Genomic DNA, 24,999 nt, shown 5'->3' on the forward strand with positions numbered 1-24,999 from the left:
TATAGTCGACATGTGATCGTGGTTGTCCGCACCGACGACTTCGATGGCTGGATCCGGAAGCTCAAGGACAAGCAGGGCAAGCTCCGCATCCTCAAGCGCATCGACCGGCTGGCAAACGGCAATCCTGGCGATGTCGGTCCGATCGGCAAGGGCCTGTCGGAGCTGCGGCTCGATGTGGGACCGGGATACCGGGTCTACTGCCTGCAAGACGGTGACGCGCTGGTCCTCCTGCTCTGCGGCGGAGACAAGTCAACGCAACGGAAGGACATCGAGAAGGCGCGCGAGCTCGCCGATGAGTGGCGAGCACAGAAGGACAAAGACAAGGAGGAAGACGATGACCAAGAAGAGTGAGAAGTTCAAGCCGTTCGACGTGGCCGACTACCTTGACGACCTCAATGACGTCGCCGGCTACCTCGAACTTGCCCTCGGAGAGTCCGCCGAGGACCCGACCGCAGTTCCCCGCGCTCTCGGCGTCATCGCGCGTTCGCAGAACATGAGCGAGCTCGCTCGCAGAGTCGGCATGAGCCGTGACGGGCTCTACAAGGCGCTCTCCGAGGAGGGCAACCCGACCTGGTCGACGATTCTCAAGGTGACCAACGCGCTAGGACTGCGTTTCGAGCTGCACGCTGCTGCGCACGACGTGGCCTGACGGTTTCGCGGCACATCCGGCGGCGACTGCTGCCCGTGATAGGCGTCTTCGCTGTCGGGTCAGAGGTGGCCTACGTGCCGAGGGTGGTCATGGCCGGGGCAAGGCGGAGTCCGGCCCGTCGCCAAGCCTATGATCATTAGAACAGAAACTGGGAATGTATCAACTGACGATACGCTCCAAGTATGAAAGCGAAGGATGCCCTCCGCGTGCTTGCCGAGGTCACCGCCTACCAGTGGGGCATGGTGACGTCGGCTCAAGCCAGCATCCACGGCATCACCCGACTGGACCTTTCGCGACTCGCCGCCGACGGGCTCCTGGAGCGACTCGCTCACGGCGTCTACAAGGATGCCGGTGCTCCCGGCGATCAGTTCGACGACATGCGGGCCGCATGGCTGAGCACCGACCCGAAGCGTCTCGCCTACGAGCGCAGCAAGAACCTCGCAGGCGACGCCGTCTTCGCGGGCGGGTCTGCTGCCCGTCTACACGGCATCGGTGACCTCTGGGATCGACACCACGACTTCATGGCGTCGACGCGCCGACAGAGCCAGCGGGCCGAGATTCGCTATCGCCAGTGCAGGCTGGACTCGCGCGACGTCACCATCGTCGAAGGACTCCCCACGCTGACGATGGAGGCGACGGTCGCCGATCTCTTCAACGTTGAGGCCGATCTGCGCCACATCGCCGACGCCCTTCGTGATGCAGCGGGAAGACGTCGTCTCGACTTCGCGAAGATTGAAGAGCTGCTGGCCCCGTACGCCGCCCGCAACGGTTTCCGCAAGAGCGACGGCGCCGGACTGCTCCGGCACCTCATGGAGCTCGCCGGCCTTGATGTCGATTCGCTGGCTCGGGTCCTGGCCCGGTCGCCGACTTACGGCTCGCTGGCGGAGGTGGCCAAACTCGTCGGGAATGTTGATGCCTTCGTCGGCACCATGACCAAAGCCGACGTGTCGGGTCGCCGATACGATGGAGGCGTGGCCGATATCGCAGCGCCTGCCCGGAAGCCGCTCAGCGGCCCCACGGGTCGCCGTGTGGCCGCCCACCGTGGGGAGCTTCTCGATGTGCTGCGCCGTCACGGCGTCACGAACCCAGAGATCTTCGGCAGCGCCGCACGGGGCGACGATCGCGAAGACAGCGACGTCGACCTGCTTGTCGATTTCGCACCCGGGACCGACATCATCGACGTCATCGGCATCAAGCGGGAACTGGAAGACGTGCTCGGTGTGCCCGTCGACTTGGTGCCACGCAACGGCCTCAAGGAGCGCCTGCGCTCACGCGCCGCGAAGGATCTGCTACCACTGTGAGCCGCTCCGACGCCGACCGACTCGATGACATCGCGACAGCCATCACGTCGATCCGCTCTCACCTCCAGCTCACCGTCGACAACCGCCTGGCGCCTCTCGCTGACGCCATCGAACGCATGAAGGGCATCCTGCCGCCCGAGATATGAGGCTTGCATCGCCAGGTGCCCTCGCTCGATCTCCTCCCGAATCGCCTTGATAGCACAGGCTGCGTGAGTCGCTGGCGCTCAGCGACCGCGCATCTGCGCCCGGGCGGCCTTCGCGCTCTTCGGCATGGGGCCCTTGGGGATCGGGGCTGGCTGCTTGGTCACAGCGTCCAGGCGCCGTCGCACAGCAGTGACTTCCGCCGGCCTCAACGCCTTCGGGAGTCTCGAGAGTCGGCGTTGGAGTTTCGCGATCGGTACCTGTCCATCCTCGGTGCCGACCTGGATCTCGTGTATCGGGGTTTCGGGGACATACCGCTGGGTGCGCTTCTTCTCGCTTGTCAGGACGTGCTCAACACGCGCCGACGGGCCCTCGGAGACCAGAATCACGCCGGGTCTGCCGACGACTCGGTGAACGATGTCCTGGTTGCGAGTGACGCAAACTCCTGGGGTCGTAGTCCAGTTGCCACGCATCGCCTTCGCGACGGCGGCCGCACCGCCAGGCTGGTCCTCCACTTGACGGTAGGCGGCGCTCATGGCTTTGCGACTGAAGTAGAACATCGCCGCCAGTAGGCCAAGCGGGACGCCCATGATGATCAGCGTCGCCGGGTTCCCAATCAGGGCCCCGGCGAGGATGAACACGGCCAGCACGACGCAGAACAGACCGAGCATGATCCATCCCACGCTCGGATAGACCTGGCGAGTCATCTTGAAGTTGGCCCGCAACTGGGAAACCCAAGCGAAACGCTTCTTCTTCGGTTCAGGGGCTGGTGGCATGGTCCCCAGGATAGGTCACGGCCGAGCGGTACAGGCGGCCAGCTCTGTACGACGAACGCACTAGCGGACCGCTCATGACCCCCCGGAATCCGGCAGACAGCGCGAAAGCGCGCCAAGCTTCGAAATCCTCGGGCGGAACCCAGCGGGCTACCGGGTGGTGGCGAGCACTGGGACGCAGATACTGAGTGATCGTGAGCAAGTCGCAACCCGCGGCGCGCAGATCCAAAATCGTCGCTACGACGTCTTCGTCCGTTTCGCCAAGCCCGAGGATCAGGTTCGACTTCGTGATGGCGCCGAGTCCCTTGGCATGCGTGATCACCGAGAGCGATCGCTCGAAGCTGAACGCGGGCCGTACCTCGCGCATGAGCCGGGGCACGGTCTCGACATTGTGGGCCAGCACCTGAGGACCAGCGTCGATAACCTCATCGAGCAGATCGGACTTGCCGGAGAAGTCGGGGATGAGAACTTCAACGCCGACGTTGGGGACGGCGGAGTGGATCTGCCGCACGGTCTCGGAGTAGAGCCAGGCACCCTGATCAGGCAGATCGTCGCGGGCCACTCCCGTGACAGTCGCATACTCCAGGCCCATCTTCAGCACTGCCGCGGCCACGCGCTCCGGCTCAGCGAGGTCCAGAGCATCCGGCCTTCCGGTGTCGATTTGGCAGAAGTCGCAGCGCCTCGTGCATCGTGATCCACCGACTAGGAACGTCGCCTCACGATCTTCCCAGCACTCGAAGATGTTCGGGCAGCGAGCTTCCTGGCAAACGGTGTGGAGCGAGTCGTGTCGGACGAGCTCTTGAATCTCCAAGTAGGTGGGACCCGTCGACAGCTTGGTCTTGATCCACTCTGGCTTGCGTTCGATCGGCGTCTCGGCGTTGTGGCGCTCTATCCGGCGCAGGGGCAGATCCGATGTGGCCACACGCGAGCCTAAGCGGTGGCCGGGCCGCTAACGGGCCACTGGCCGCCGAGTCGTCGCGTCAGTGCCGCAGCGGCATCACGCGCTGTGACCGCGGATCCGAGGACTCGCGTCAGCGAAGTCACGCCCGCGTCCGGAATGCCGCAAGGCACTATCCGGTCCGCCCAGGTGAGGTCGCAGTCGCAGTTGAGCGCGAAACCGTGCATGGTCACGCCCCGAGCGACCCGAACGCCGACGGCTGCGATCTTCGCGTCCCTGCCCGCTGCATCGTGCGTCCAAACTCCAGAGCGACCTTCGCGGCGCCCGGCCCGGACCCCGAAGCTGTCGCAGACAGCCAGGAGCAGCGACTCCATGCGCCGCACATGTGCCACTACGTCGAGAGGGTGTGGCAGGCGGACGATTGGGTAGCCGACGAGCTGCCCAGGGCCGTGCCACGTGATCCGGCCACCCCGGTCGACGTCGATCACGGGTGACCCGTCGACGGGGCGGTCCGTAGGGCGCGTCCGGGTTCCCGCCGTGAAGATCGGCGCGTGCTCCAGCAGGAGCAACGTGTCGGGCCGGGAGCCATCGGCCACCCGCGCGTGGATGGATCGCTGAAGCCGCCAGGCCTCCGGATAGGGGATGAGACGCGAGCCCAGCTCAAGCTCCACGATGTCGAGCGGCCGTGCCCTGGCGCCGCCGTCGGCAACTGGCGCCCTTGGACGCTTGTAGTGAGCCGTCTCGACGACGGCAGTACCCGCGGAAGTCAAAGTCCCAGCTCCCCCTCGAACTCTCCTTCCTCAAGCCGCCGTTTGATGGCTGACATGAACCGCGCGGCGTCCGCTCCGTCTATGACCCGATGGTCGTAGGTCAGTGCCAGATAGGCCATTGACCTGATCGCCATGAGATCCCCGCCGTCCGAACCCTGGACGACAACCGGCCGCTTGACGACCGCTCCCGTGGCCAGGATGGCGACCTGTGGCTGGTTGATTATTGGGGTGTCGATCAGGGATCCCCGGCTGCCGGTGTTTGTCAGCGTGAATGTCGCGCCGGACAACTCGTCAGGTGAGACGCGGTTCGTTCGCGTGCGCTCGGCGAGATTCGCGATGTGCCGGGCGAGGCCAGCGATGTTGAGGTCGCCCGCGTCGCGGATCACGGGTGCGAGCAGACCGCGCTTGGTGTCGACCGCGATGCCCAGATGCTCGAAGTCGTGGTAAGTGATCTCGCCCTCCGCCATGTCAACCGAGGCGTTCAGGGACGGATGGGACTTCAGGGCTTCGACAGCGGCCTTGGCGAAGAACGGAAGGTATGAGAGCTTGACGCCTTCGTGGGACTCGAAGCGTTCCTTGACCCGGCTGCGCAGAGCGGCGATGCGGGACAGGTCCACCTCTGACACGGTCGTCAGTTGCGCGGAAACCTGGAGCGATTCCACCATTCGCTCGGCGATGAGACGTCGCAAGTTCGACATCTTCTCGGTTCTGCCGCGCAAGTCGGCCGCCGTGGGCTTCGGGGCGTCTGGCGTGGTCGGCGCTGGACGGGACGGCGGCCGCTGGACGCGCGCCCCCGTCTGGCCAGGACTGGCCGTTGTCGGTTGTTGGCTGCCAACTCCCGCCGCTGCCAGGACATCCTGACGGCGGATTCGCCCGCCGATTCCCGTGCCGACTACAGAACCCAGGTCCACGCCGTGGTCGGCGGCGAGCTTACGGACCAGCGGCGTGACATAGGCGGGACTGGTGTCGGTGGCGGGTCCGGCGTCCGGGGCTGAGCCCGCGGGCGGCGGTCCCCCGGCGGTCCCGGTGCCGGGTCCCTTGGTCGGCCCAGCGGCTTCAAGCCTCACGCCGCTGGCTCCGACCCCGGCACCCGACACCGGGACCGAGGCGGGGGATTGAAGCGCGCTGGCTGATCCGACGACGCCAATCGCGCCACCTACCTCCACAACCTCGTCCTGCGCGGCGACGATCTGAAGAAGAGTCCCGGCGACGGGGCTGGGGATTTCGGTATCAACTTTGTCGGTCGAGATCTCCACGAGCGGCTCGTCGACCTCAACGGTGTCGCCCACTGACTTCAGCCAACGGATAACGGTGCCTTCGGTGACGGACTCCCCAAGTTCGGGCAGCGTGATCACGGTCGGTGCATCGGAGGCTGGCGCAGCGGATGCTGGCGCGGGGGGCTGAGCCGACATCTGATCTGCCGCGCCTATCACCGCGAGTTCAGCTCCAACCGCCACGACGTCGTCCTCCGCCGCAGCGATCGACACGAGGACGCCGGACGCTGGGGCGGGGATCTCGGTATCCACCTTGTCTGTGGCAACTTCGACGATGGGTTCTCCGTCTGCGACCATGTCTCCCACCTGCTTGAGCCAGCGGGTGACTGTGCCTTCTGTGACGTTCTCGCCGAGTTGCGGCATGGTGACGTTGACCGACACGCGTATCCACTCCAATCCGTGGCTAGTGGCCAGCTCATCTTCCCCTGAGTCGGGCCTTCTGTCAGCTACCGGTTCGTGGCATGTGGGCGGCGCGTCTTCTCGGCGCGCTATCCGTGCGCGTGCAGGGGCTTCCCGGCTAGCGCGAGGTGGGCCTCGCCGAGGGCCTCGTTCTGCGTCGGATGCGCGTGGATCAGGGTCGCGACGTCCCCCGGGATGGCTTCCCAGCCGCAGATCAACTGGGCCTCTCCGATCTGCTCGCCCATTCGACTGCCGACCATGTGGATACCCACGACCGGGCCGTCGGTCAGCTGCACGAGCTTGACGAAGCCCCGAGTTCCCAGGATCTGACTCTTGCCGTTCCCGGCCAGGTCGTACTCGTATGTGCTCACCGAATCATGCCCGAACTTGTCGCGCGCCTGAGCTTCCGTCAGCCCCACCGAGGCCACTTCGGGGTCGCAGTAAGTGACGCGCGGAATGGCGGTCTCAACGATCGGTTCGGGTCGCAGACCGGCGATCTCCTCGGCGACGAATACCCCTTGCGCGAACCCGCGATGCGCCAACTGCGGCCCAGGCACGATGTCCCCGACAGCGAACACGTTCGGCAGATTCGTGCGCAGACGCTCATCTGTGATGACCCACCCACGGTCCATCGCCAGGCCACTGGCTTCGTAACCCATCCCCGACGTGTTGGGGCCTCGGCCCACAGCGACGAGCAACAGGTCAGCGGTGAGTGTCGCTCCATCGGCCAGAGTCACGGTCACGCTGGATTCGTCCTGAGTCGCAGAGGTGAGCGCGACGCCGGTCTTGAACGCGATCCGGCGCTTGCGGAAAGCGCGTTCAAGAGCCTTGGAGCACGCCTCGTCCTCAGCCGCTACGAGATTCGGTAGGGCTTCGACGATGGTCACGTCGGCGCCGAAGGACCGCCAGACGCTGGCGAATTCAACGCCGATGACCCCGCCTCCAAGCACGATCACCGAATCTGGAATCCAGTCCAGCTCCAGAGCCTCGTCGCTGGTGATGATGCGACCGCCGATCTCGAGGCCGGGGAGAGTGCGGGGCACCGAGCCTGAAGCCAGGACCAGATTCCGCCCCCGATAGCCGACTCCACCGACCGTGATCTCATCGGGTCCGGTCAGGGCGCCCGTGCCCGCGACGTAAGTGATGGCCTTGCTTTCCACCAATCCCCGCAGGCCCTTGTACAGCCGCGCGACTACGGAGTCCTTGTAACGGTTGACGCCCGGCAAGTCGATCCCGTCGAAGGTCGCCGACACTCCGAAGGCCGCCGAGCCGCGCGCGGTATCGGCGACTTCCGCGGCATGCAGGAGCGCCTTGGTCGGGATGCAGCCGCGGTGCAGACAAGTTCCGCCCAGCTTGTCCTTCTCAATCAGCGCCACCGACAGTCCCAGCTCGGAGGCCCGAAGCGCACACGCGTACCCGCCGCTGCCACCGCCCAGGATGACGACATCGAACAACTCGCCCGCCGCCTCGCCGGTTTCGTCAGTCATTGCCCCGCTCCTCTTCGCCCCATGGGGGTCCCCCTGCCCTGCGGGGGATGGGCTGCCATTGGAATCCTGGCATTCGGCGGAGGCAGGCGACGAGCCGCCCCAGTTCAGTCCTGGAGCGACTGGCGCCTGAGTAGTTCCACGAGCGACCGGACCCCGAAGCCGGTGCCGCCCTTTGGCGTGTACCCATAGCGGCTCTCGGGATTGAAGGCCGGTCCGGCGATGTCGAGGTGTGCCCACGCGGTGCCCCGGGGAATGAACTCGCGCAGGAAGATCCCGGCCGCCAGCATCCCGCCGTTGCGGTCGCCGGTGTTCGTCAGGTCGGCGACCGATGATTTCAGCCCGGCTCGCAGGTGTTCGGGCATCGGCATCGCCCACATGTCCTCGCCCGCGGCATCGGCGGCCGCCACCACGCGTGACCGCAGACCGTCGTCGTTGGCCATAACGGCTGCGGTCCTCATGCCAAGAGCGATCATCGCCGCGCCCGTCAGAGTAGCTACGTCGATTATCGAGTCGGGGGAGTCTTCGCAGGCTCTGGCCAGCGCGTCGGCCAGGACAAGCCGCCCCTCGGCGTCAGTGTTGAGGACTTCGACGGTCTTGCCGCCCCGAATCTTGATTACGTCTCCTGGCCTTTGGGCGCTGCCGCCGGGCATGTTCTCCGCTGCCGCCAGCCATCCGGTGACGTTGATCGGCAGGCCGAGCTTGGAGACGGCCGACACCGTCGCGAGCACGCAGGCCGCGCCGGCCATGTCGTGCTTCATGGTCTCCATCGACTTGGCGGGCTTGAGCGAAAGGCCCCCGGAGTCGAACGTGATGCCCTTGCCCACCAGCGCGGTGTGGAGCCGGGCCTTCGGATGGCGGTGCTGGAGCTGGATCAGGCGCGGGCCGTCGTGGGAGCCTTGACCGACTGCCAGGATCCCGCCGAACTCCCCGCGCCGCAGGTCGTGCTGGTCGAGGATCTCGACGCCGACGTCGGTGTGCTTGAACAGCTTGTCGGCCTGGCTGGCCAGGGCGGCGGGGTTGAGGTTGTTCGCCGGGGTGTTCACAAGATCGCGGCCCAAGTTCACGGCCGCCGCGACTGTCGTGGCTTCGGCGACAGCTTCCTTGACCGGAGAGTCGTCGGCTGTGGGGACCACGAGGATGATCTCGGACGGTGCGGGGCCGTCAGGGTCGGAGCTGTCGCCTCGGTAGGCGTCGAACCTGTATGCGCCCAGCAAGGCACCCTCCGCCACACAGGCCACGGTGACCGGATCGGAGTCAGGCGCGAGGACCGCGATCCGCGCTAGCCCCCATGTGTCGCGCAGGGTGCCGCCGACGGCATCGCGGAGATCCTCCGATGAAGGCTGGGCTGCGATCGTGGTCAAGATGGTCACCCGGCCGGGGCCGCGCTGAGAGCTCGGGATCCGGATCGGCCCCGTGTCGGCGCCAGTGGGCGCTAGGTCGGAGGCCGCCTGTGCGATCAGTCGTTCAGCCGCGCGTCCCAGCGTCTTGGGCGGCACAAGCAGGTCCATTCGCCCGTCAGACCTGATGGCGAACACGACGAGGGCGTCGACATCCGCAGGGGCCTCAATGCTGAGCCGTAGCGCGGTCATGCGTTTCCTTTCGAGTCGGATGACTCCCCCAGTCGTGGCACCAGGTTGATCGCAGGCTACCGGGCGGGCGGTAGCTTCATGCCATGACCGAAGATCGGCGTGACAGTCGGCGGCAGGAACTGAAGGAAACGCCGATCACCGCATGGAACCGGGCGGCCGGAGCCAAGATGGCCGATTTCGCCGGATGGGCGATGCCGATTGAGTACCCGGCCGGCACGATCTCCGAGCATCGCGCGGTGCGCTCAGGCTGCGGACTGTTCGACGTCTCGCACATGGGAACCGTGCGGATCTCGGGGGGGCCGGCCGTTGCCCGGCTCAACGAGACCCTCACGAACGACTTGGCTGTTCTGGATGACGGACAAGTGCAGTACACGTTGCTGTGCGACGAGAACGGCGGCGTTGTCGACGACATGCTCGCGACGCGCATGCGTGCCGATGAAGTGTTGCTTGTGCCAAATGCCTCCAACACCGCCGCTGTACTGGCTGTGCTGCGCGAGGCTCTTGGCGACGAGGCCGTGGTGGACGAGGGTGACGTTGCCGCGATTCTGGCGGTCCAAGGTCCCGCATCCCCGGGCGTTCTTGAGAGTCTTGGACTGCCCTCGCGGCACAGGTACTTGACGGTGGAGACGGCCAAGTTCGAGGGCGTCCCGGTGATCGTCTCCAGGACTGGCTACACCGGCGAAGTCGGATTCGAGATCTTCGTTCCGGTGGCAGCGGCAGCGAGGCTTTGGGAAAGCCTGATCCAGGTTCCCGCAGTGACCCCGGCTGGGCTTGGTGCTCGCGACACCTTGCGCACCGAGATGGGGTACCCGCTGCATGGACACGAGCTGTCGGCATCCATCGGGCCGGTTGAGGCTGGCCTGGCGTGGGCCGTCGCGTGGGACAAGCCGCATTTCATCGGGGACGCTGAGCTTCGGCGGCAGCGGGCCGAGGGGCCGAAGCGGCGGCTGCGTGGCGTTCGCGTGACGGGGCGGGGCGTGCCCAGGCCGGGCATGGTCGTGCGGGAGGGCGGACGGGATATCGGATTGCTGACCAGCGGCACGTTCTCGCCCACGCTCGGTACTGGTATTGGTCTGGCTCTGGTGGAGCCGGATGTTCCGCTGGACAGCGAAGTCGATGTCGACATCCGCGGCAAGTCCGTAGCTGGGCTGCTCGTGCGGCCGCCTTTCGTCGACTCGTCTCCGAAGTAGAGCGGGGTCTTGGGGCGGCTGCTCCCCGATCCGATGCACCGCCGCGCAGCGGTTGTCTGCTGCCAACTCCGGGAGTAGCTTGAAGCTGCTAAGTGGACGTCAAGTGGAAGGGATGGGCCGATCATGTCTCAGGAACAGATCGCAGTGCTTGTCACCAGGGTGAAGGAAGATGAGGTCTTCGCCGCGGCGCTTGCCGTCGCGACCGACGCGCAGGATGCGCAGCGGATCGCCTCGGAAGCTGGAATCGAAGTCAGCGCCGAGGAGCTTCTGACGTTGAAAGCTCAGGCGAGCGAGGACGTCTCGGACGCCGAACTTGAGGCTGCCTCCGGCGGACGTCGTTTCTCCACCCTCGACGTCTGCCCGCCAACGCAGCTGTGCACCTTCGGCTGGATTTGCGGATAGCGGATCCGCGCCACCGCCACTGTCTAGTGACACGACGGCGTTTCCGGGGTGGCCGCCAGTGACGGTTGATGCGGCTATCGGTACTCACGGCTGGCCTTGGCACGAGCGTTTGGAGCGCGCTGGGCGATTGGCACATGTGTCGATCGGTCCGGTGTCCCTGGTTTTGTTGGGTGTGTCGACGCTGTGCTTCGTGGCCGACACCGCTGACGAGGTCTAGGGCGGGGATGTGACCTTGATCCACACAGATGACGGGCCGCTGTATTCCCCCGCACGCTAGGGGTATCCGTCCCTCGCACGCGGGGGGACCCCCCGGGGAAGAGGGATCCATGGGCTCATCAGAGACCCTCGCGTGGCGGTTGCGTCCTTGGAGTTTTCGTGAGTAGCTTGAAGCTGCTAAGTGGACGTCAAGTGGAAGGGATGGGCCGATCATGTCTCAGGAACAGATCGCAGTGCTTGTCACCAGGCTGAAGGAAGATGAGGCCTTCGCCGCGGCGCTCGCCGTCGCGACCGACGTGGCCGACGCGCAGCGAATCGCCTCGGAAGCTGGAATCGAAGTCAGCGCTGACGAGTTTCTGACGTTGATCCCTCAGGCGAGCGAGGACGTCTCAGACGCCGAACTGGAGGCTGCCTCCGGCGGACGTACTGGACCCGACACCTGCCTTCCCGGGTCGATTCTGTGCACCATCCCCGTGGTTTGCTCATATCAATATCATCCGTGACGGTTGATGCGGCCATCGGTACTCACGGCTGGCCTTGGCACGAGCGTTTGGAGCGCGCTGGGCGATCCGCTGTATCGACGCAGGCGGACCCTCGCGACGATGCCGAACAACCTGAGGTGGTCGCGCAATGGCGGGCTTCGGTCGATCCAGACAACGCCGGATTGTTCGCTAAACGACTGGCTTGGGCAGGGTTGAGCAGCCGCGATGTGGCGCCGCTGCTGGTCTTGGATGCCGCTCCTCGGGCGGACGCGACCGACTGGTGGGCCGATCTGGAAGCCATGCGCGACGCTTGCCGCCGATCGCAGCAATCAGCCGGCGGTTCGAACCGCGTCGATCCGGTGGATCCGGGCATCCCGTTCGCGGCGCTCCTGGATCCACTAGTGCGGTGGAACTGGACCAAAGCTCGCCAGCGTAGTCCTGAACTGCGCGGCCTGGCCATCGGCGCGCAGGAATCGGCCCGAAGGGCGTTGCTGCAAGGGCTGTCCTCGCTGTGCTCACAGGCGCTCGCCGCTGACTTCGAGGACACCCGACCGATGGGCGCCACACTCTTGCTCAAGCTGGGTTCGCTCCCCGTGGGCCAGGAGCATCCCACAGCCGTCTATGACGAATGGTGTCGTCGCCACCTCGCTGACGGCCTCACCCGCATGCTCGGTCGCTTTCCGGTGCTGGGTCGCCTGGTCTCGGTTTCTTGCGCTCAGTGGAGCTCGAACTTGGTCGCCATGATGCAACGGGTGGACGGCGATCGAGAACTGCTGCAAGCGCATTTCGGCATCCCCGGGCAGGAGCCGATATCCCAAGTGAAGTGGGGGCTCAGCGATCCCCATCGACGTGGTCGAAGCGTCGCCATCGTTCACTTCGGAGTCGGTGCGCAGCGGCGAAGCATTGTGTACAAGCCCAAGGACATGCGCATTGAGGAACGGTTCCAGCAGCTCGTCAGACAAGTCGGGAACTGGCTTGACGACCCCGACTGGAAGTCACTTGCGGTTGTGGCCCGTGGAACGGAGTACGGGTACGCGGCGCTCGCGGAGCACCGGCACTGCGCCAACGACGACGAGTTGGCGATGTTCTATCGAAACACCGGTCGGCTACTTGCCCTGCTTCACCTGCTCGGGGCAACGGACGCCCACTTCGAGAACCTGATCGCCGACGGGACCTCACTGCACTTGATCGACGCGGAGACCTTGTTCCAGGGCGGGATGGTTGATCCGATCGAACTCAACCCGGCATCGGCAGACCCGCCAGAGAGCGTGTTGGCCGCCTCAGTCCTTCGGGTAGGGCTGCTCCCGTGCTGGCTACTCGGCGGCAGCCCAATGCGGGCCTACGACGTCAGCGCGCTGGGCATCAAATCCGTGGAAGGTCCGATGTCAATCCTGGGCTGGGCGCACGTCAACACCGACGACATGGTCTGGGCGAGAGTCGATTACCTTCCCGACCAACCTGGATCGCTGCCTGTTCCGGCGGGCGTTTCGAACCCCTTGGCCTCACATGTGGACGATGTGACTGCGGGCTTCGAGCAGGTGTACCGACTGGCCATGGTGCCCGAGTATCGCGAGAGTCTGGTTGCCTCAGTCGCGGCGTTCACCGGGGTTACGCGCCGGATCGTGCTGCGAGCTACCCGCGTGTACGCCAAGGTGCAGGAGAGCGCCTTGAGCGCCGAGGCGCTCGCCGATGCCAACTGTCGGGCATTCGCGCTGGAGAAACTGTCGCGCAACAGTCTGTTGACCGATTCGAAGCGCGCTCAGTGGCAGGTGTTCCTGTCGGAGCTCTTCGACATGGAGAACCTAGACATCCCGTACTTCGAGTATCCGTTGGGTTCCGATGAGGTGATCTCGTCGACTGGGGCGATTCCCGGCTTACTCGCAGGCAACGAGATCAGCGAAGCGATCGAACGCATCAACAATCTGTCGGACACCGATAGGGCATGGCAGGTGCGACTGATCCGCGGTTCGATTCGGGCTCGCTACCACGCCATCAATCGCGTCGAAGAGCAGCCGCCGATAGTGGATGTCACCGCGCCGGGCGATTCGAGTGCCATGACTGTCGGTGCGGTGGCTGACGGACTTCTGACTGGTCTGGCGGAGTCAATGATCGACGACGGCGCTTCGGACCGCTCGTGGCTCACATTGTCTCTGATCCCGGGCGCGGACAAAGTCAGGCTAGGCCTGATCGGTGATGGGCTGTATGACGGCCGTGCCGGGGTGGCCGCGTTTCAATTCCTGATGGCAGATCTCGGTCGCGATGGGGCAGTTCGGGCCGATGCAGAGTCCACTGTGGCGCCGGTGCTCCGGCGGCTGGACGACCCCGATCAGTACACGCGATTCCGTTGCCTTCGCGATTTCGGCCTCGGCTGGGCAGGTCTGGGTGGGTTGCTCCGACTGTTCGACCTGCGTATGCGCAGCAGTGCTCCGGGCGACATGTTCGGTGCCCCCGAGGCAGTGAGTCGCTTGGTCTGCCAGGTGTCCGCGGACCTGATCGGGCGGGACCTCCACCGCGACCTGCTGGCGGGCGTCGCCGGGCTGATAGGTCCGATCGCCCGGATTCATCGCCGGACCCCCACTGAGCGGACGGCCTCCATCCTGCGGGCAGCAGCGGAGCACCTGATGTCGGAGCAGAGTGGTGATGGGGGCTGGCCGGTCGCTGACGCCAGAGCACCGCTCACTGGACTCGCGCACGGCGCTAGCGGCATGGGTATGGCACTGCTGGAAGCGGGGACGGTATTGGACGACGATCGGATTGTCGAAGCTGGCACCCGGGCGTTCACCTATGAACGCAGCGTCTTCGATGTCGGCGTCGGTAACTGGCCCGATTTCCGCGAGCACCCGGGTCGGGAACCAGGCGACTCGTCTTTCATGGTGGCGTGGTGTCACGGTGCTCCGGGCATCGGGCTGGCTCGCATGCGCGCGCTGCAACTGCTCCCCGAACATCCGCAGGCCAGTGCGTGGGACGAGGAGTTGCGCCTGGCCATGGATACGACGGTGCGCAGTCCGATCGGAATGATGGACCACCTTTGCTGCGGATCCATGGGACGCGCGGCCGTGCTACGGGTCGCTGGGCGTTGGGCTCGAGAGCCAGAATGGGTGGGCGCCGCAGATGAGTTGACCTTCGACGTGATCGCACGGGCACGCGTCAGGGGCCGCTTCACGCTGCAGCTCGACGATCCACGCACGGCCGCGACAACCGCACCGGGCCTGATGACAGGGGTCGCAGGAGTGGGGGCGCACTTGGCGAGCATGATGAGTGACGGTGATCTGTCCACTCTGCTGCTTTGACTGCTCCTACAGCTGTTGGCGTTCGATGAGGTCGTGGAACGGTCCGGGTCTAGCCATGAGTTCGGCGAACTTGCCTTCGGCAACGACGACTCCGTCTGTGAGCATGACCACCAGATCGGCTTGTTCGATAGTGGACAAGCGGTGTGCCACAACCACGCGGGTGATGTTCAGTCGGTCCAGGTTGGCTACGACCGCAGCCTGGCTGACGTTGTCCAGCGCAGACGTAGCCTCGTCGAGAATCAGGATCCGGGGCTTGCCCGCCAGCGCGCGCGCCAGCAGGATTCGCTGGCGCTGGCCACCTGATACCGCACCGGTGCCTTCCACTACGACGGTCGCCAGTCCCATCGGCATGGCGCGCACATCTTCAGCCACTGCCGCGTCCGCTAGGGCCTGCCAGATTTGTGCCGCCGACAAGCCCCGGCCCAGGTCGACGTTCTCTCTGATGCTGCCGGGCATGAGGGCCGAGGACTGCATCACCGATCCGATCTGGCGACGCACGGACGAGCGATCGAGAGCCGACAGGTCGCGTCCGTCGAAGGACACGATTCCTGACTCCGGATTCTCCAACCCCAGCACGAGGCGCAGCAGTGTGCTCTTGCCGCAACCGGACGGTCCGACGATCGCCACGTGCGCCCCTGCTGGAATGGCGAAGCTGACACCCCGCAGCACCGGCGGAGTGTCGGGCCGGTAGGAGAACACCAGGTCGCGCAGGTCGATCGAACCAGCCAGTTGCGCGACCTCCTGGCCAGTGCCGGACTCGGGCTCAGCGCGCAGCACGGACCGGGCACGCTCAAGCACGGCCCGTGCGCTCAGACCCGCGCCGACCGATGCGACCGCAGCAGCAACCGCAGATGTCGCCGCCGTCAAGGCAGTCTGGGCGGTGACCAGGCTGCCCACACTTGTCCCTGCCGCAGCCGTGACTGCGAGCAGGACAGCTAGCCCCGCCGAAGGCCACAGCGCTCCGGTCATCTGTTGGGCCACAGTGAGTCGACGCTGGCGCACTTCGGTCGCCGTTGTGCGGGTCTGGGAAGTGGCCCACAGGGCGAAGGCGCGCCCGGTCGCGCCTGACACCCGCAGGCGGCTAACCCCGGCGATCAGGCCGAGCGTGACTGACTGGCTTTCCGTGCTCGCGTCGAGGACTTCCCGGGTCAGTCGCGCCGCGCGGCGCACGAGCAGCAGCTCGACGACGGCTCGTACAACCAGGAACGCCAGCAGTGCGGTCGCCAGCGACAAACTCGTCGTTGCCACACCAAGCATGGCGCCCACCACGGCGGAGATGTCCAGCAGGGAGGTAATGACCGAGTTCGACATGCTCATCGAGGCCGTGTCAACAGCGTTGGCGTCGGTCATGCGCGAGGCAACGGTGCGCTGGTTCTGCCACGACATTGGAAGGCGTATCAACCGATCCCAAACCGCGGTCGCCGTCACGGCCACTCCGCGGCCACGAATGCGCAACATGGCGTACAACCGCACGGCCCGAAGCGCCATATCGCCAGCGGCGAAAGCCACCAGGGCAACGCCGACGACCAGGAGCGTCGACCCGGTCTGGCTAGCCACGGTCGAGGTGAGCTGTCCGGCCACAATCGGGATGACGGCGGCCAGCACTCCCACGATCGCTGTCAGCATCGCGACCAGCCACAGACTCTTCTTGCTGCCTCGCAAACCCAGGCGCACCAGGTCGCGGATCCGAGCCGGGCGATTCGGATCCAACAGGGGCTCGAAAAGAATCGCCTCGCGCGACCACGGCGCAGCGGTGGCCGCGTCGAGGGCGGCGTGCAGGCCTAGGGTCGGCTCCCACACGTGGTAGGCACCCCTGCGCCAGACAGCCGCACCGTAAGTCGCCCGGTGGCGGTCCTGTAGCAACAGCGGGGGCCCCTCCTGACGCCACCAACCGGGCGTCAGTCCAACCCGCCGCACGGCCGCACCGGACGCGGCGGCCAGGGATGTGATCGTGTCGCGGCCGGTGATCTCAACGTCGGCGACGGCCCGGCGAAGGAGCAAAGGATTCGGCCGCAGCCCAATCTGTCGCGCCATGAATTCCACTACCGCGACATCGTCGGGAAGATCACCGGAGGTGAGCAAATCCGGCTTCTGGCCCGGAACCGCCGCCGCCAGGCCCAGCAGGGCATCGTCGATCAATCGCTCATCGTGGCGCGCGGACAACCGCAGCAGGTCAGCCGCCGACAGGTTTCGGTCGTTTGCCGCGCTGAGCGCCTCGCGAGCCGATCGGGCCATCGCCTGCTCGGCAGCATCGTCCGTGGCGGAGACCGGCTCGACTTGCGTGCCCGGCAACCCAACGCCAACCAGGTCAGCCCCTTCCACCTGCGCGCCAGTCAGTTGGCTAGGGGGAGTGACCTCGCACACCGGGATGCGCCGACCCGGACCGGCATCCGTGCGGGGAACAACGAACACCACAACCGTCCCCGTCACAACCCGCACTGTCGTGCCGGGGGTCAAGTGCAGGATCTCCGTGGCGTCGAGGGTGTGACGGATGTCAGCGGTGTTCACGCCATCACCAATCGTCGGTACGGGCCGTCCACCGCGACCAGGTCGACGTGACGCCCGCGCTGCACGACTTGACCCTTGTCGAGGACGATGATCTCGTCCGCGTCGCGCACCGTGGACAGCCGATGGGCAATGATGAGACTCGACGCGCCTCTTCGTCGGATCGCGGCGTCGATGTGCGCCTCGGTTGCCGCGTCCAACGCCGAGGTGGCTTCATCCATGATCAGCAGGGCCGGGTTGCGCACCAGAGCGCGGGCGATCTCGAGCCTTTGCCGCTGTCCACCCGACAGGTCCCCGCCGCCCTCGCGCAGTTGCGCCTCGTAGGAACCCGGGCGGCGCGCGATCTCGTCGTGTAGGGCCGCGTCCTTGACTGCCTGAACGACGGCGGCGTCATCGATGGTGGGATCCCACAGGGTGATGTTGTCGCGGAAGGTGCCAGCGAAGATCACCGGATCTTGGTCGACTATTGCCATGTCGTGATGCAGGACCTCCTCCGGCCACCACTGGCGCGGCTTGCCGTCGACCATCACCGCCCCCTCCCACGGTTGATACAGCCCGATCACCAACCGCGCCACTGTCGACTTCCCGCACCCGCTGGGTCCAACCAGCGCCACGCGAGAACCAGGGGCGATGTGTAGGTCCAAATCGGTCAACAGAGGCGGCCGATTGCGGTCGTATCCAAAGACCAAACCATCCAGCCGCAGGTCTCCCACGACAAAGGCCGGCCGGGGCTCGCCGGATGCATCGACCTGAATGTCAGGCAGTTTGGTTTGCAGAACGTCGTCGATCTGATCGAGTTCGCCGGATAGCATCTCGGCTTGCTGGAACTGCGCGACCACCATGGCCGCGGGTGCCAGTGCCAATCCCAGCAGCGTCTGTACAGCGACGAACCCGGCCAGCGTTAGCTGCCCTTTCGTGACGCCGAGGAGTCCGACAACCGTTACCGCCGCATCCGCAACTGTGATCAGGAAGACGGGCAGCAGATCGATGCCGACCGTGCGCTCACCCAACTGCTGCAGTGCCGCCAGAAAGCGGTTATGGGCAGCCGTCCATCGAGCGCCGAGGTGGTCTTCGGCACCGGACGCCTTGATTACCTCGAGCTGACTCAAGGAGGTAACGGCAATCGTCGCGACCTCGGTCTGTTCTCTGACCATTCTCATGGCCAGAGTGCGTCGCCTTCTGGATGCTGACGCCATCGCCAAGACGACGAATGCGACGGCGGCGACAGCAACCGCCCCCGCCGGCGGGTAGGCGAAGACCATCAGCGCCACCGCGGTCGAGCTGCTGATGACTCCAACTACCATCGTGGAGAACATGGTGGACACGGTCGCGGCCACCCGAGCCGGTTGGAGGGCTCTTTGCGCCAAGGCGCCAGCGCCTCGCATGGCGTGGAAGTTCGCCGGGAGGAGGAACAGGCGAGCGACCAGCTTGGACTGCAGAACCACTGACAACTTCGTAGCCAAACGCATTCCGACGGCGCCCTGCAGTCCGATCAGAGCGGCCTGCATCAGGGCTGCGAAGGCTAGCGCTGCGAGCAGACTCGGCACCTGCACCACCGGGCCGCCCTGAAGCCAATCCACGAACAGCCGGGCGATCCCCGGCACCAGAATCTGGGGAATAACCAGCAGCAGCCCCAGCAGCGCGATGAGGAGAACGCCGTCGCGGGATCCTGTGAGGTAGCTGGCGAGTCTCGAAACCAGCCGTGGAGGCCGACCGCCCCTGACGAACTCGGGGCCGGGCGTCATCTCCAACACGATCCCGGTGAACGACTCGTCGAATTCCTCGTCGCTGCAGGTGCGGTGGCCGAGCGCCGGATCGTTCAGATACCAGCCATCCGGTGACCACCCTTCCACCACGAGGAAATGGTCAAAGCGCCAGAAGACTATGGCGGGAAGCGTGCGGGTCTTCAGGGTCTCGGGCTGGCTGCGGCGAGCCATAACCTCCATCCCATACTTCTGGGCGGCGATCTTGACCGCGAGGGCGTTGCTCCCGTCTCGGGAGATACCGCACGCATCGCGCAGCTCCTCCAGCGGCACCCACTTTCCATAGTGGGCCAAGACGATGCCGAGCGACGCCGCACCGCACTCGGTGGCCTCCATCTGCAGGCGTGCCGGCGTCTTCTCACGGTGGCGCCTTGACGCCGCAGCAGTGCTGGTACTCACTGCTTCCCCAGCAACTGCTCCAACAGGCTCCGCTCGCTGACCAGGATGACCCCCTCGAACTCGTCGCTGGACGGAGCGGGCTCGTCAAGCAGCACTTCGATGACAACCCGCGGCCCTGGCGGGGGATCAAGTGTTCCCATGCCTTCCTGAACTAGGGCGGGTGACAGCGCCGGACTGCGATCGGGCCCGATCCGCCCGGCCAGCACAGGCCCGCCGCTAACGGACACGGTCACCGACTGACCCTCAACCACTTTTCCCGCCTCGTCCGGCAGCACGGTGATCAGGCCGACGCGGCCGTCATCAACCTTCAGTGACACCTGCGCAAGCCATTCGCCGGTATGTATCGGAGCCCCGGGCGACGAAAGGTAGCCCAGCAGCGTTCCTTCGACTTGCGAAAACTGGGGCACGGCGCGTTTGCCCGCGATGACATCCGCAACCCGCTGGCCGACGGTGACGCGCTCACCAGGCTTGACGGCGAAACTGCCGAACTGCCCCTTCGCGCTGGAGGTGACAAGGCCGATGCCGTTGAGTCCGACGACCCGACCCGAACCCGACACGGTGACGTTGCGCGGGGTGATCGCCGTGTAGGCGATGGCGGCGCCGATCAGGATGACAGCCGAAACAACAAGCAGCCAGATGCGCAGAGACGTCACCGGCAGCAGCTGGTCGAGTCGGTTGCTGGACTCATTCGCCTCCAGCGCTGCGGTTCGGTAACTAACCGCGAGTGGAGACGACGATGGCGATGTTCGCGATTGCGGCGAAGGGGCTGTCTGATCAGCCGGCTGATTCGTGATGAGAAACCTCCCTCTGGCTGGCTTGGCTATCCTCGCCCACAGTAACGCGATCATGTCGGCAATGGCTGGGAGTCGACATCCGCGGCAAGGCCGTAGCCGGGCTGCTTGTGCGGCCGCCTTTCGTCGACTCGTCCCCGAAGTAGAGCGGAGTCTTCCCAGGTCGAGGATGGAAGCGGACTCGCGTACGCACGGGTTGGACGACTTCCTAGCCTCCCGTGTTACAGTCCGCCGTGGCTGTCGGCGCGGAGGAATCTCAGGGGCTCCAGCCCTCCGAGCCGGGCATCGAGTCGGCATGGCTGAACCGCCAGCGGGCTTGGCTTGAGAGCCGAGCGAACATCCTGGGTCTTGTCGGGTTTTGTTTCGCCGTCGGGATCGGACTGGCAAATCAGCTCGCGTTTGGATTCGCCGGAGATCTGGATCTGCTCGGTAGCGGCCTGACCCTGGCAGTGGCCGGCCTCGTCGCCGGGGCTGGTATCGCGGTCGCCCTGACTCGCCGCCTCGGCAGGTGGCATCTGGCGATCGCAGCGACGGCCTTCGGCACGACGATCGCGCCGGTGGTGTCGGCCATGGCGCACTCCGAGCGCGTCTTGCCACAGGCCATCGCTCTAAGCCTCGCCGCCTCAGGCGCAGTTCTCTGCGCGGGTGCGGCGAAGCCCGGCACAATCCGCTCGGTCGCGTTCTGGACTCTGGCCGCGATCATCTGGGTGAGCCTGGCGTTGGCTGTCGCGAACCTGCTCTTCGGGGGCGAGGCCGCGTTCCGCAACCACTACTACCCCAGATACAGCGAGTACCTGGGACTTCCGGTCCTGTCCGGCATCACGGGACATCAGAACACGTTGGGATTCATCGCGGCCATCGCTCTGCCGGTCCAGTGGGTTATCGCGGACGGCAAGTCAGTGATCCGCCGCCGCCTGCGTGCCGAACCTCGAACGCTTCTGCTGGTAGCGCTCGGCCCGGTCGCGACCGCGATCGCGCTCCTGTGGTCCCAGAGCCGGACGTCGCTCGCGGCCGCCGTCCTTGGCTTGATCGTTGTCTCACTCCCGCTGCGTCGCCTGGCAGGCCGGACTTGGGCGTTCGCCTGGGCTGGGCTCCTCGCGGTGCTCGCACTCGGCCCGCTCGCGGTTGGTTTGGTCGGCATCACGACCTTCACCGGCCGCGTGGAGATGTGGACCTACGCGTTCGCGGACTTCCGCGCGAATCCACTCTTCGGCTACGGCTCAGCGTTCATGGGCAGGGACGGCTACTGGCGCGACAAGCCGACGTTCCCCGACCTATTCGGGGCCCACAACCAGCTCATGGAGATGCTGGGCCGCACCGGAATGATTGGGGCCATTTCGTTCACCGCTATGGCCGTCGTCCTCGCGGTGGCGGCATGGAAGGTGCACCAACGCGACGGGGGAGTCGCGGCGGCGATCATCGTCGTCTACGCGCTCATTGGCAGCCTGGAGACCCTGATTCCTCTAGCGCAAGCTCAGGCCGTTGGGCTGAGGGAGGTCTTCACCCCAATGATCCTGGCGCTGGGGTTGATCGCCTCGTCACTGGCGCTCGTCTCGCGTCGCGGGGATGGGAAGGACAATCAGGACGCGCCCGTCAGCCGGAACGCACCGCACGACGTCGGGCGGCCCGCGCGTAGAAGGCTCCCAGGACAGCCGTCGTGACCGCGTAGCCAAAGAAGGTCCCGATGGCTCCCGCGATCACGCCCAGGTTTCCGACCAGGGCCAGCAATACGGCTGCGCCAGTGATCACACCGGCCAGCGAAGCCATGGCCACTTCCGCGGTCCGCCCGTCGAGCACCGCGACTTGGTTCTCCAGCGGCACATACAACGGGATCGGCAGCAAGCTGGCGACAAGGATCGCGGTCATCCAGCCGATGTCAGGGTAGGTCGGTCTGAACAGGAGCAACGCACCAAGCACGGAGACCGCGCCGCCTGACAGGAGAACCAGCAGGTAGCGGCCCGACTCTGCCGCCAGCCTCGCCACGGCGCCGGACACGGACTGGCGAATGATCCGGCCATAGCGGGCCTTGTTGTACTCCGAAACCAGGATGTTCGCGATGTTCGCGAGCTGATAGCTGAGCGCGTAGACGCCGAATGTCTCGGATGAGACCAGTCCGTACAGGAGGAACTTGTCGAGGTTCGCCAAGGCGCCCTGCAGCCCAGCGGTCAAAACCCACGGCCCGGACCTCCGCGTGGTCGCGACTCCATCCCTGACTGTCTGGCGAGAGGGAACGCGCAGTCCCGCGAGACCGATGCGGCGGATCGCGAAGATGATCACGATCGCGGCCTGAGCCACGTCACCCGAGACCCACAGCCACAAGACATCCAGCGACGACCCCGAACCGACAACGATCAGGGCCGCGATGCGCAGTAGGCCGGCGGCGAGGAAGGGAATGAACACGAACTCGATCAACGCCCTCTTGTCGTGTCTGATTCGCGCCCGGCCCAGCACTGGCATCTGGCACAGCCCCAGAACTACCGCGGAACCGATCATCACAGCCCACTGCCAGAAGGGGAAACCAACCAGGATCGCGAATCCGGCGAAGCACAGCCCGGCCAGTGCCGCCACCGGCAACGCGACGAACCAGGCGGGGGCCAAGGGCCTGGGCGGGCGCCCGTCCAGGCGCCTGCGTTCCTCGTAGATCGCGGTGAACTCCAGTCCGCCGCTCGACAGCAGAGTCAGCCAGGCACTCGCGACCGCCAGCATCGCCACCTGGGCGAACTCGCCGGGACCGATCTGGCTAGCGAAAAGAAGCAAAGCCAGAAAAGGCATGCCGCGCGTCACGCCGCCGGCGCCGAGGCTTGCCGCGTACCACGTCATCCGCACAGCGACCCTTTCTCCCGCTCCCGCAGTCGTTCGCGCCGCTAGTCCGTGCGGTTCGCCCCCGCCAGGCTACGGACCCAGGACCTACTCCGGAAGCGTTCCCGGACGGCTGCGACGCAGCCCCTAGCAACCGTCAAGATCCCGCGCGAATAGCGCTCATTCGTTCGACGGAAGTCAGTGGCCCACCTCCACAAGAATTCCAGGTGGATTCGCAGCAGCCACCTAGGTGCGCGACTCTGCTCGCCAGAGAGCAGGCGGAACCAACCCCCGCAGCTGATCACAAGGGCTGGGGGAAGTTCGTCGCGCCAGCGTTGCGCCCAGAACGCCTCCAAGGGCATGCCCAATCCGACAAAGACCAGATCCGGTTCCGCGCGGCACAACTCCTGAAGCACAGATGTCCAGTCGTCGTGGAATCCATGTGCGGTGAAGACCGGGCATACACAGTGGGAACTGACCAGGGCCTCCACCCCCGCCTCAGCGCTGCCTGGAGGACCACCAATGAGGGCGACACGGGGCGGACGGCCCCAGCGCTCGGCGAAGGCTTCGAGGAGCTTCGGAGCGAGATCGGTGGTTGGCATGGGCGCGATCGCTCGCGCTCCAGCGAGCTTGGCGATGATCGCGACTGAGACCCCGTCAGCGTGCAGGTAGTCAGCTTCCGCGAGCGCGGCTCGCACGCCGGGTTGTTCGATCGAGTTCAGCGCGGTGATGTGCATGGCAAGCACTGTCCGGCACTCTCGACGCTCCTCGAAGTCCGCGAGGGCCCTGGTGACGAGATCCGTGGGCGCTTCGTCGCTGAGTTCGATGCCGAAAACCGGGACCGTCGGGACACTGTGACGCGGGACGCTCAGGAGGATCTCCGGGTACTTCACCGAGATTTCGTCCGATCCAGTCTCGGGGCCGTCCCAGACAACGTCGAGGAGGTCGTCCCGGACGAGTGACAGAACGGGGTCCGGCGCCTGGTCCGCTCGCTCAGTTGCCACTTCGCCCCAAGTCATCATTCATCGCGGGACGCCATCAAAGAGTTCCGGTCCCTCCCGGGATTCTACGATCAGCGCGCGAGAGTCGTGCTGTCCCGGTCACTCCTCGAGTCTGGCGGAGAGCTGCTTGGCCGCAGCGACAGTAGCCGGCCCCCAGCGCTTGCCGGGCGAGCGCCCGATGCGCTCGATCGGGCCGGAAACGCTGATCGCGGCGAGTACGCGGCCCGCAGGGCCGAACACCGGCGCGGACACCGATGCGACACCTTGCTCGCGCTCGGCCACACTCTGCGCCCACCCGCGTTCGCGGACCTGGGCCAGGGCGTCGAAGTTGAAGGCCGCGTCCGCCAGAAACCGTTCCTGGACACTCGCGGATTCCCAGGCCAGTAGGACCTGAGCTGCGGACCCAGCGAGCAACGTCATCGACGCGCCCAGCGGAACGGTGTCCCTCAGCCCGGACGGCAGGTCGGCGACGGCGACGCAGAGGCGTCTCCCCGCGCGGCGCCGGTAGAGCTGTGCGCTCTCGCCAGTAGTGTCCCGCAGCCCTTCGAGGACAGGCCGAGCCACAGCGACCAGGCGGTCCGCGACGGCTGAGGCCGCGAGTTGGCTGATGCGCGCCCCCAGGATGAATCTGCCGTCGGAGTCGCGCCCGGCCATCCCGTGGGACTCCAGCGCCACTGCGAGCCTGTGCGCGGTGGGGCGGGTCAGCCCCGTTTCGTGCGTAAGGTCCGACAAGTCGTGAGGGCCAAGTTCAAGGGCGTCCAGGATCCGCTGCGTCTTGTCCAGCACGCCGACTCTGCTAGCATGGTCCACGATGTGAGCATAGCATCTCACCATGTGAGATCGCCGGAATGAGTCAGGCGTCATCAGAAGACGGCGGGTT

Annotated in this window: 22 protein-coding genes; 10 read left to right on the forward strand and 12 right to left on the reverse strand. The window is 65.9% G+C overall.

Annotated features, from left to right (window positions below; genetic code table 11):
* The first annotated feature begins 12 nt into the window (after positions 1-12).
* The 4 genes from Q8P38_09740 to Q8P38_09755 all read left to right on the forward strand — a co-directional run bounded on the left by Q8P38_09740 (position 13) and on the right by Q8P38_09755 (position 2,096).
* Positions 13-351, forward strand: a complete 339-nt coding sequence (locus Q8P38_09740) for a type II toxin-antitoxin system RelE/ParE family toxin (protein MDP4014883.1) — start codon at positions 13-15, stop codon at positions 349-351.
* Positions 335-649, forward strand: a complete 315-nt coding sequence (locus tag Q8P38_09745; GenBank protein MDP4014884.1) for a putative addiction module antidote protein — start codon at positions 335-337, stop codon at positions 647-649. The genes Q8P38_09740 and Q8P38_09745 overlap by 17 nt, the downstream gene beginning before the upstream one ends.
* A 182-nt stretch (positions 650-831) precedes the next feature.
* Complete coding sequence (locus Q8P38_09750) at positions 832-1,950, forward strand: nucleotidyltransferase domain-containing protein (GenBank protein ID MDP4014885.1); 1,119 nt, start codon at positions 832-834, stop codon at positions 1,948-1,950.
* On the forward strand, positions 1,947-2,096 hold the full coding sequence (locus tag Q8P38_09755) for a hypothetical protein (GenBank protein ID MDP4014886.1): 150 nt from the start codon (positions 1,947-1,949) through the stop codon (positions 2,094-2,096). The genes Q8P38_09750 and Q8P38_09755 overlap by 4 nt, the downstream gene beginning before the upstream one ends.
* Before the next feature lie 78 nt (positions 2,097-2,174).
* Here Q8P38_09755 and Q8P38_09760 read toward each other — a convergent pair whose 3' ends face one another.
* The 6 genes from Q8P38_09760 to Q8P38_09785 form a co-directional block, all read right to left on the reverse strand.
* Positions 2,175-2,867: a DUF4191 domain-containing protein gene (locus tag Q8P38_09760; GenBank protein ID MDP4014887.1), complete on the reverse strand. Its 693-nt coding sequence runs from the start codon at positions 2,865-2,867 to the stop codon at positions 2,175-2,177.
* Positions 2,851-3,786, reverse strand: coding sequence for a lipoyl synthase (lipA, locus tag Q8P38_09765; protein ID MDP4014888.1), 936 nt, complete (start codon positions 3,784-3,786; stop codon positions 2,851-2,853). Before lipA ends, Q8P38_09760 begins: the two co-directional genes overlap by 17 nt.
* 8 nt (positions 3,787-3,794) lie before the next feature.
* Complete coding sequence (gene lipB, locus Q8P38_09770; protein ID MDP4014889.1) at positions 3,795-4,532, reverse strand: lipoyl(octanoyl) transferase LipB; 738 nt, start codon at positions 4,530-4,532, stop codon at positions 3,795-3,797.
* A complete protein-coding gene (gene sucB, locus Q8P38_09775) occupies positions 4,529-6,187 on the reverse strand; it encodes a 2-oxoglutarate dehydrogenase, E2 component, dihydrolipoamide succinyltransferase (protein MDP4014890.1) in 1,659 nt (552 codons plus the stop codon). The genes lipB and sucB overlap by 4 nt, the downstream gene beginning before the upstream one ends.
* Positions 6,188-6,294: 107 nt before the next feature.
* A complete protein-coding gene (gene lpdA / locus Q8P38_09780) occupies positions 6,295-7,692 on the reverse strand; it encodes a dihydrolipoyl dehydrogenase (GenBank protein ID MDP4014891.1) in 1,398 nt (465 codons plus the stop codon).
* Positions 7,693-7,796: 104 nt separating this feature from the next.
* A complete protein-coding gene (locus Q8P38_09785; protein ID MDP4014892.1) occupies positions 7,797-9,281 on the reverse strand; it encodes a leucyl aminopeptidase in 1,485 nt (494 codons plus the stop codon).
* An 83-nt stretch (positions 9,282-9,364) separates the two neighbouring features.
* Between Q8P38_09785 and gcvT the strand changes: the two genes are divergently transcribed.
* From gcvT to lanM, 5 genes are all read left to right on the forward strand, one after another.
* Positions 9,365-10,471, forward strand: a complete 1,107-nt coding sequence (gcvT, locus tag Q8P38_09790; GenBank protein ID MDP4014893.1) for a glycine cleavage system aminomethyltransferase GcvT — start codon at positions 9,365-9,367, stop codon at positions 10,469-10,471.
* 123 nt (positions 10,472-10,594) lie between these two features.
* Entirely contained in the window at positions 10,595-10,873 is a 279-nt protein-coding gene (locus tag Q8P38_09795; protein ID MDP4014894.1) for a Nif11-like leader peptide family RiPP precursor, read from the forward strand.
* Between the two features lie 58 nt (positions 10,874-10,931).
* Positions 10,932-11,090 (forward strand): hypothetical protein, encoded by a 159-nt coding sequence (locus Q8P38_09800; GenBank protein ID MDP4014895.1) that lies wholly within the window; start codon positions 10,932-10,934, stop codon positions 11,088-11,090.
* Positions 11,091-11,301: 211 nt separating this feature from the next.
* Positions 11,302-11,592 carry a Nif11-like leader peptide family RiPP precursor gene (locus Q8P38_09805; protein MDP4014896.1) on the forward strand — a complete coding sequence of 97 codons (291 nt, stop codon included), beginning with the start codon at positions 11,302-11,304 and terminating at the stop codon, positions 11,590-11,592.
* The gene (lanM, locus tag Q8P38_09810) at positions 11,589-14,861 is read left to right on the forward strand and encodes a type 2 lanthipeptide synthetase LanM (GenBank protein MDP4014897.1); all 3,273 of its coding nucleotides are present in this window, start codon (positions 11,589-11,591) and stop codon (positions 14,859-14,861) included. The genes Q8P38_09805 and lanM overlap by 4 nt, the downstream gene beginning before the upstream one ends.
* A 6-nt stretch (positions 14,862-14,867) precedes the next feature.
* Here lanM and Q8P38_09815 read toward each other — a convergent pair whose 3' ends face one another.
* The 3 genes from Q8P38_09815 to Q8P38_09825 are packed head-to-tail and all read right to left on the reverse strand — an operon-like array spanning position 14,868 to position 20,181.
* Positions 14,868-17,369: an ATP-binding cassette domain-containing protein gene (locus tag Q8P38_09815; protein MDP4014898.1), complete on the reverse strand. Its 2,502-nt coding sequence runs from the start codon at positions 17,367-17,369 to the stop codon at positions 14,868-14,870.
* Positions 17,366-19,528 carry a cysteine peptidase family C39 domain-containing protein gene (locus tag Q8P38_09820; GenBank protein MDP4014899.1) on the reverse strand — a complete coding sequence of 721 codons (2,163 nt, stop codon included), beginning with the start codon at positions 19,526-19,528 and terminating at the stop codon, positions 17,366-17,368. The genes Q8P38_09815 and Q8P38_09820 overlap by 4 nt, the downstream gene beginning before the upstream one ends.
* Positions 19,525-20,181: a hypothetical protein gene (locus tag Q8P38_09825; GenBank protein ID MDP4014900.1), complete on the reverse strand. Its 657-nt coding sequence runs from the start codon at positions 20,179-20,181 to the stop codon at positions 19,525-19,527. The genes Q8P38_09820 and Q8P38_09825 overlap by 4 nt, the downstream gene beginning before the upstream one ends.
* 371 nt (positions 20,182-20,552) lie before the next feature.
* Here Q8P38_09825 and Q8P38_09830 point away from each other — a divergent pair, with 371 nt between their 5' ends.
* Positions 20,553-21,980, forward strand: a complete 1,428-nt coding sequence (locus Q8P38_09830) for an O-antigen ligase family protein (protein ID MDP4014901.1) — start codon at positions 20,553-20,555, stop codon at positions 21,978-21,980.
* On the opposite strand, the gene Q8P38_09835 is transcribed toward Q8P38_09830, so the two are convergent.
* The 3 genes from Q8P38_09835 to Q8P38_09845 form a co-directional block, all read right to left on the reverse strand.
* Entirely contained in the window at positions 21,913-23,145 is a 1,233-nt protein-coding gene (locus Q8P38_09835) for a hypothetical protein (GenBank protein ID MDP4014902.1), read from the reverse strand. The genes Q8P38_09830 and Q8P38_09835 overlap by 68 nt on opposite strands.
* A 38-nt stretch (positions 23,146-23,183) precedes the next feature.
* The gene (locus tag Q8P38_09840; GenBank protein ID MDP4014903.1) at positions 23,184-24,122 is read right to left on the reverse strand and encodes a WecB/TagA/CpsF family glycosyltransferase; all 939 of its coding nucleotides are present in this window, start codon (positions 24,120-24,122) and stop codon (positions 23,184-23,186) included.
* A 96-nt stretch (positions 24,123-24,218) separates the two neighbouring features.
* Entirely contained in the window at positions 24,219-24,929 is a 711-nt protein-coding gene (locus Q8P38_09845; protein ID MDP4014904.1) for an IclR family transcriptional regulator, read from the reverse strand.
* Positions 24,930-24,999 lie beyond the last annotated feature (70 nt).

Source organism: Candidatus Nanopelagicales bacterium (genome assembly GCA_030700225.1).
Lineage (GTDB): Bacteria > Actinomycetota > Actinomycetes > S36-B12.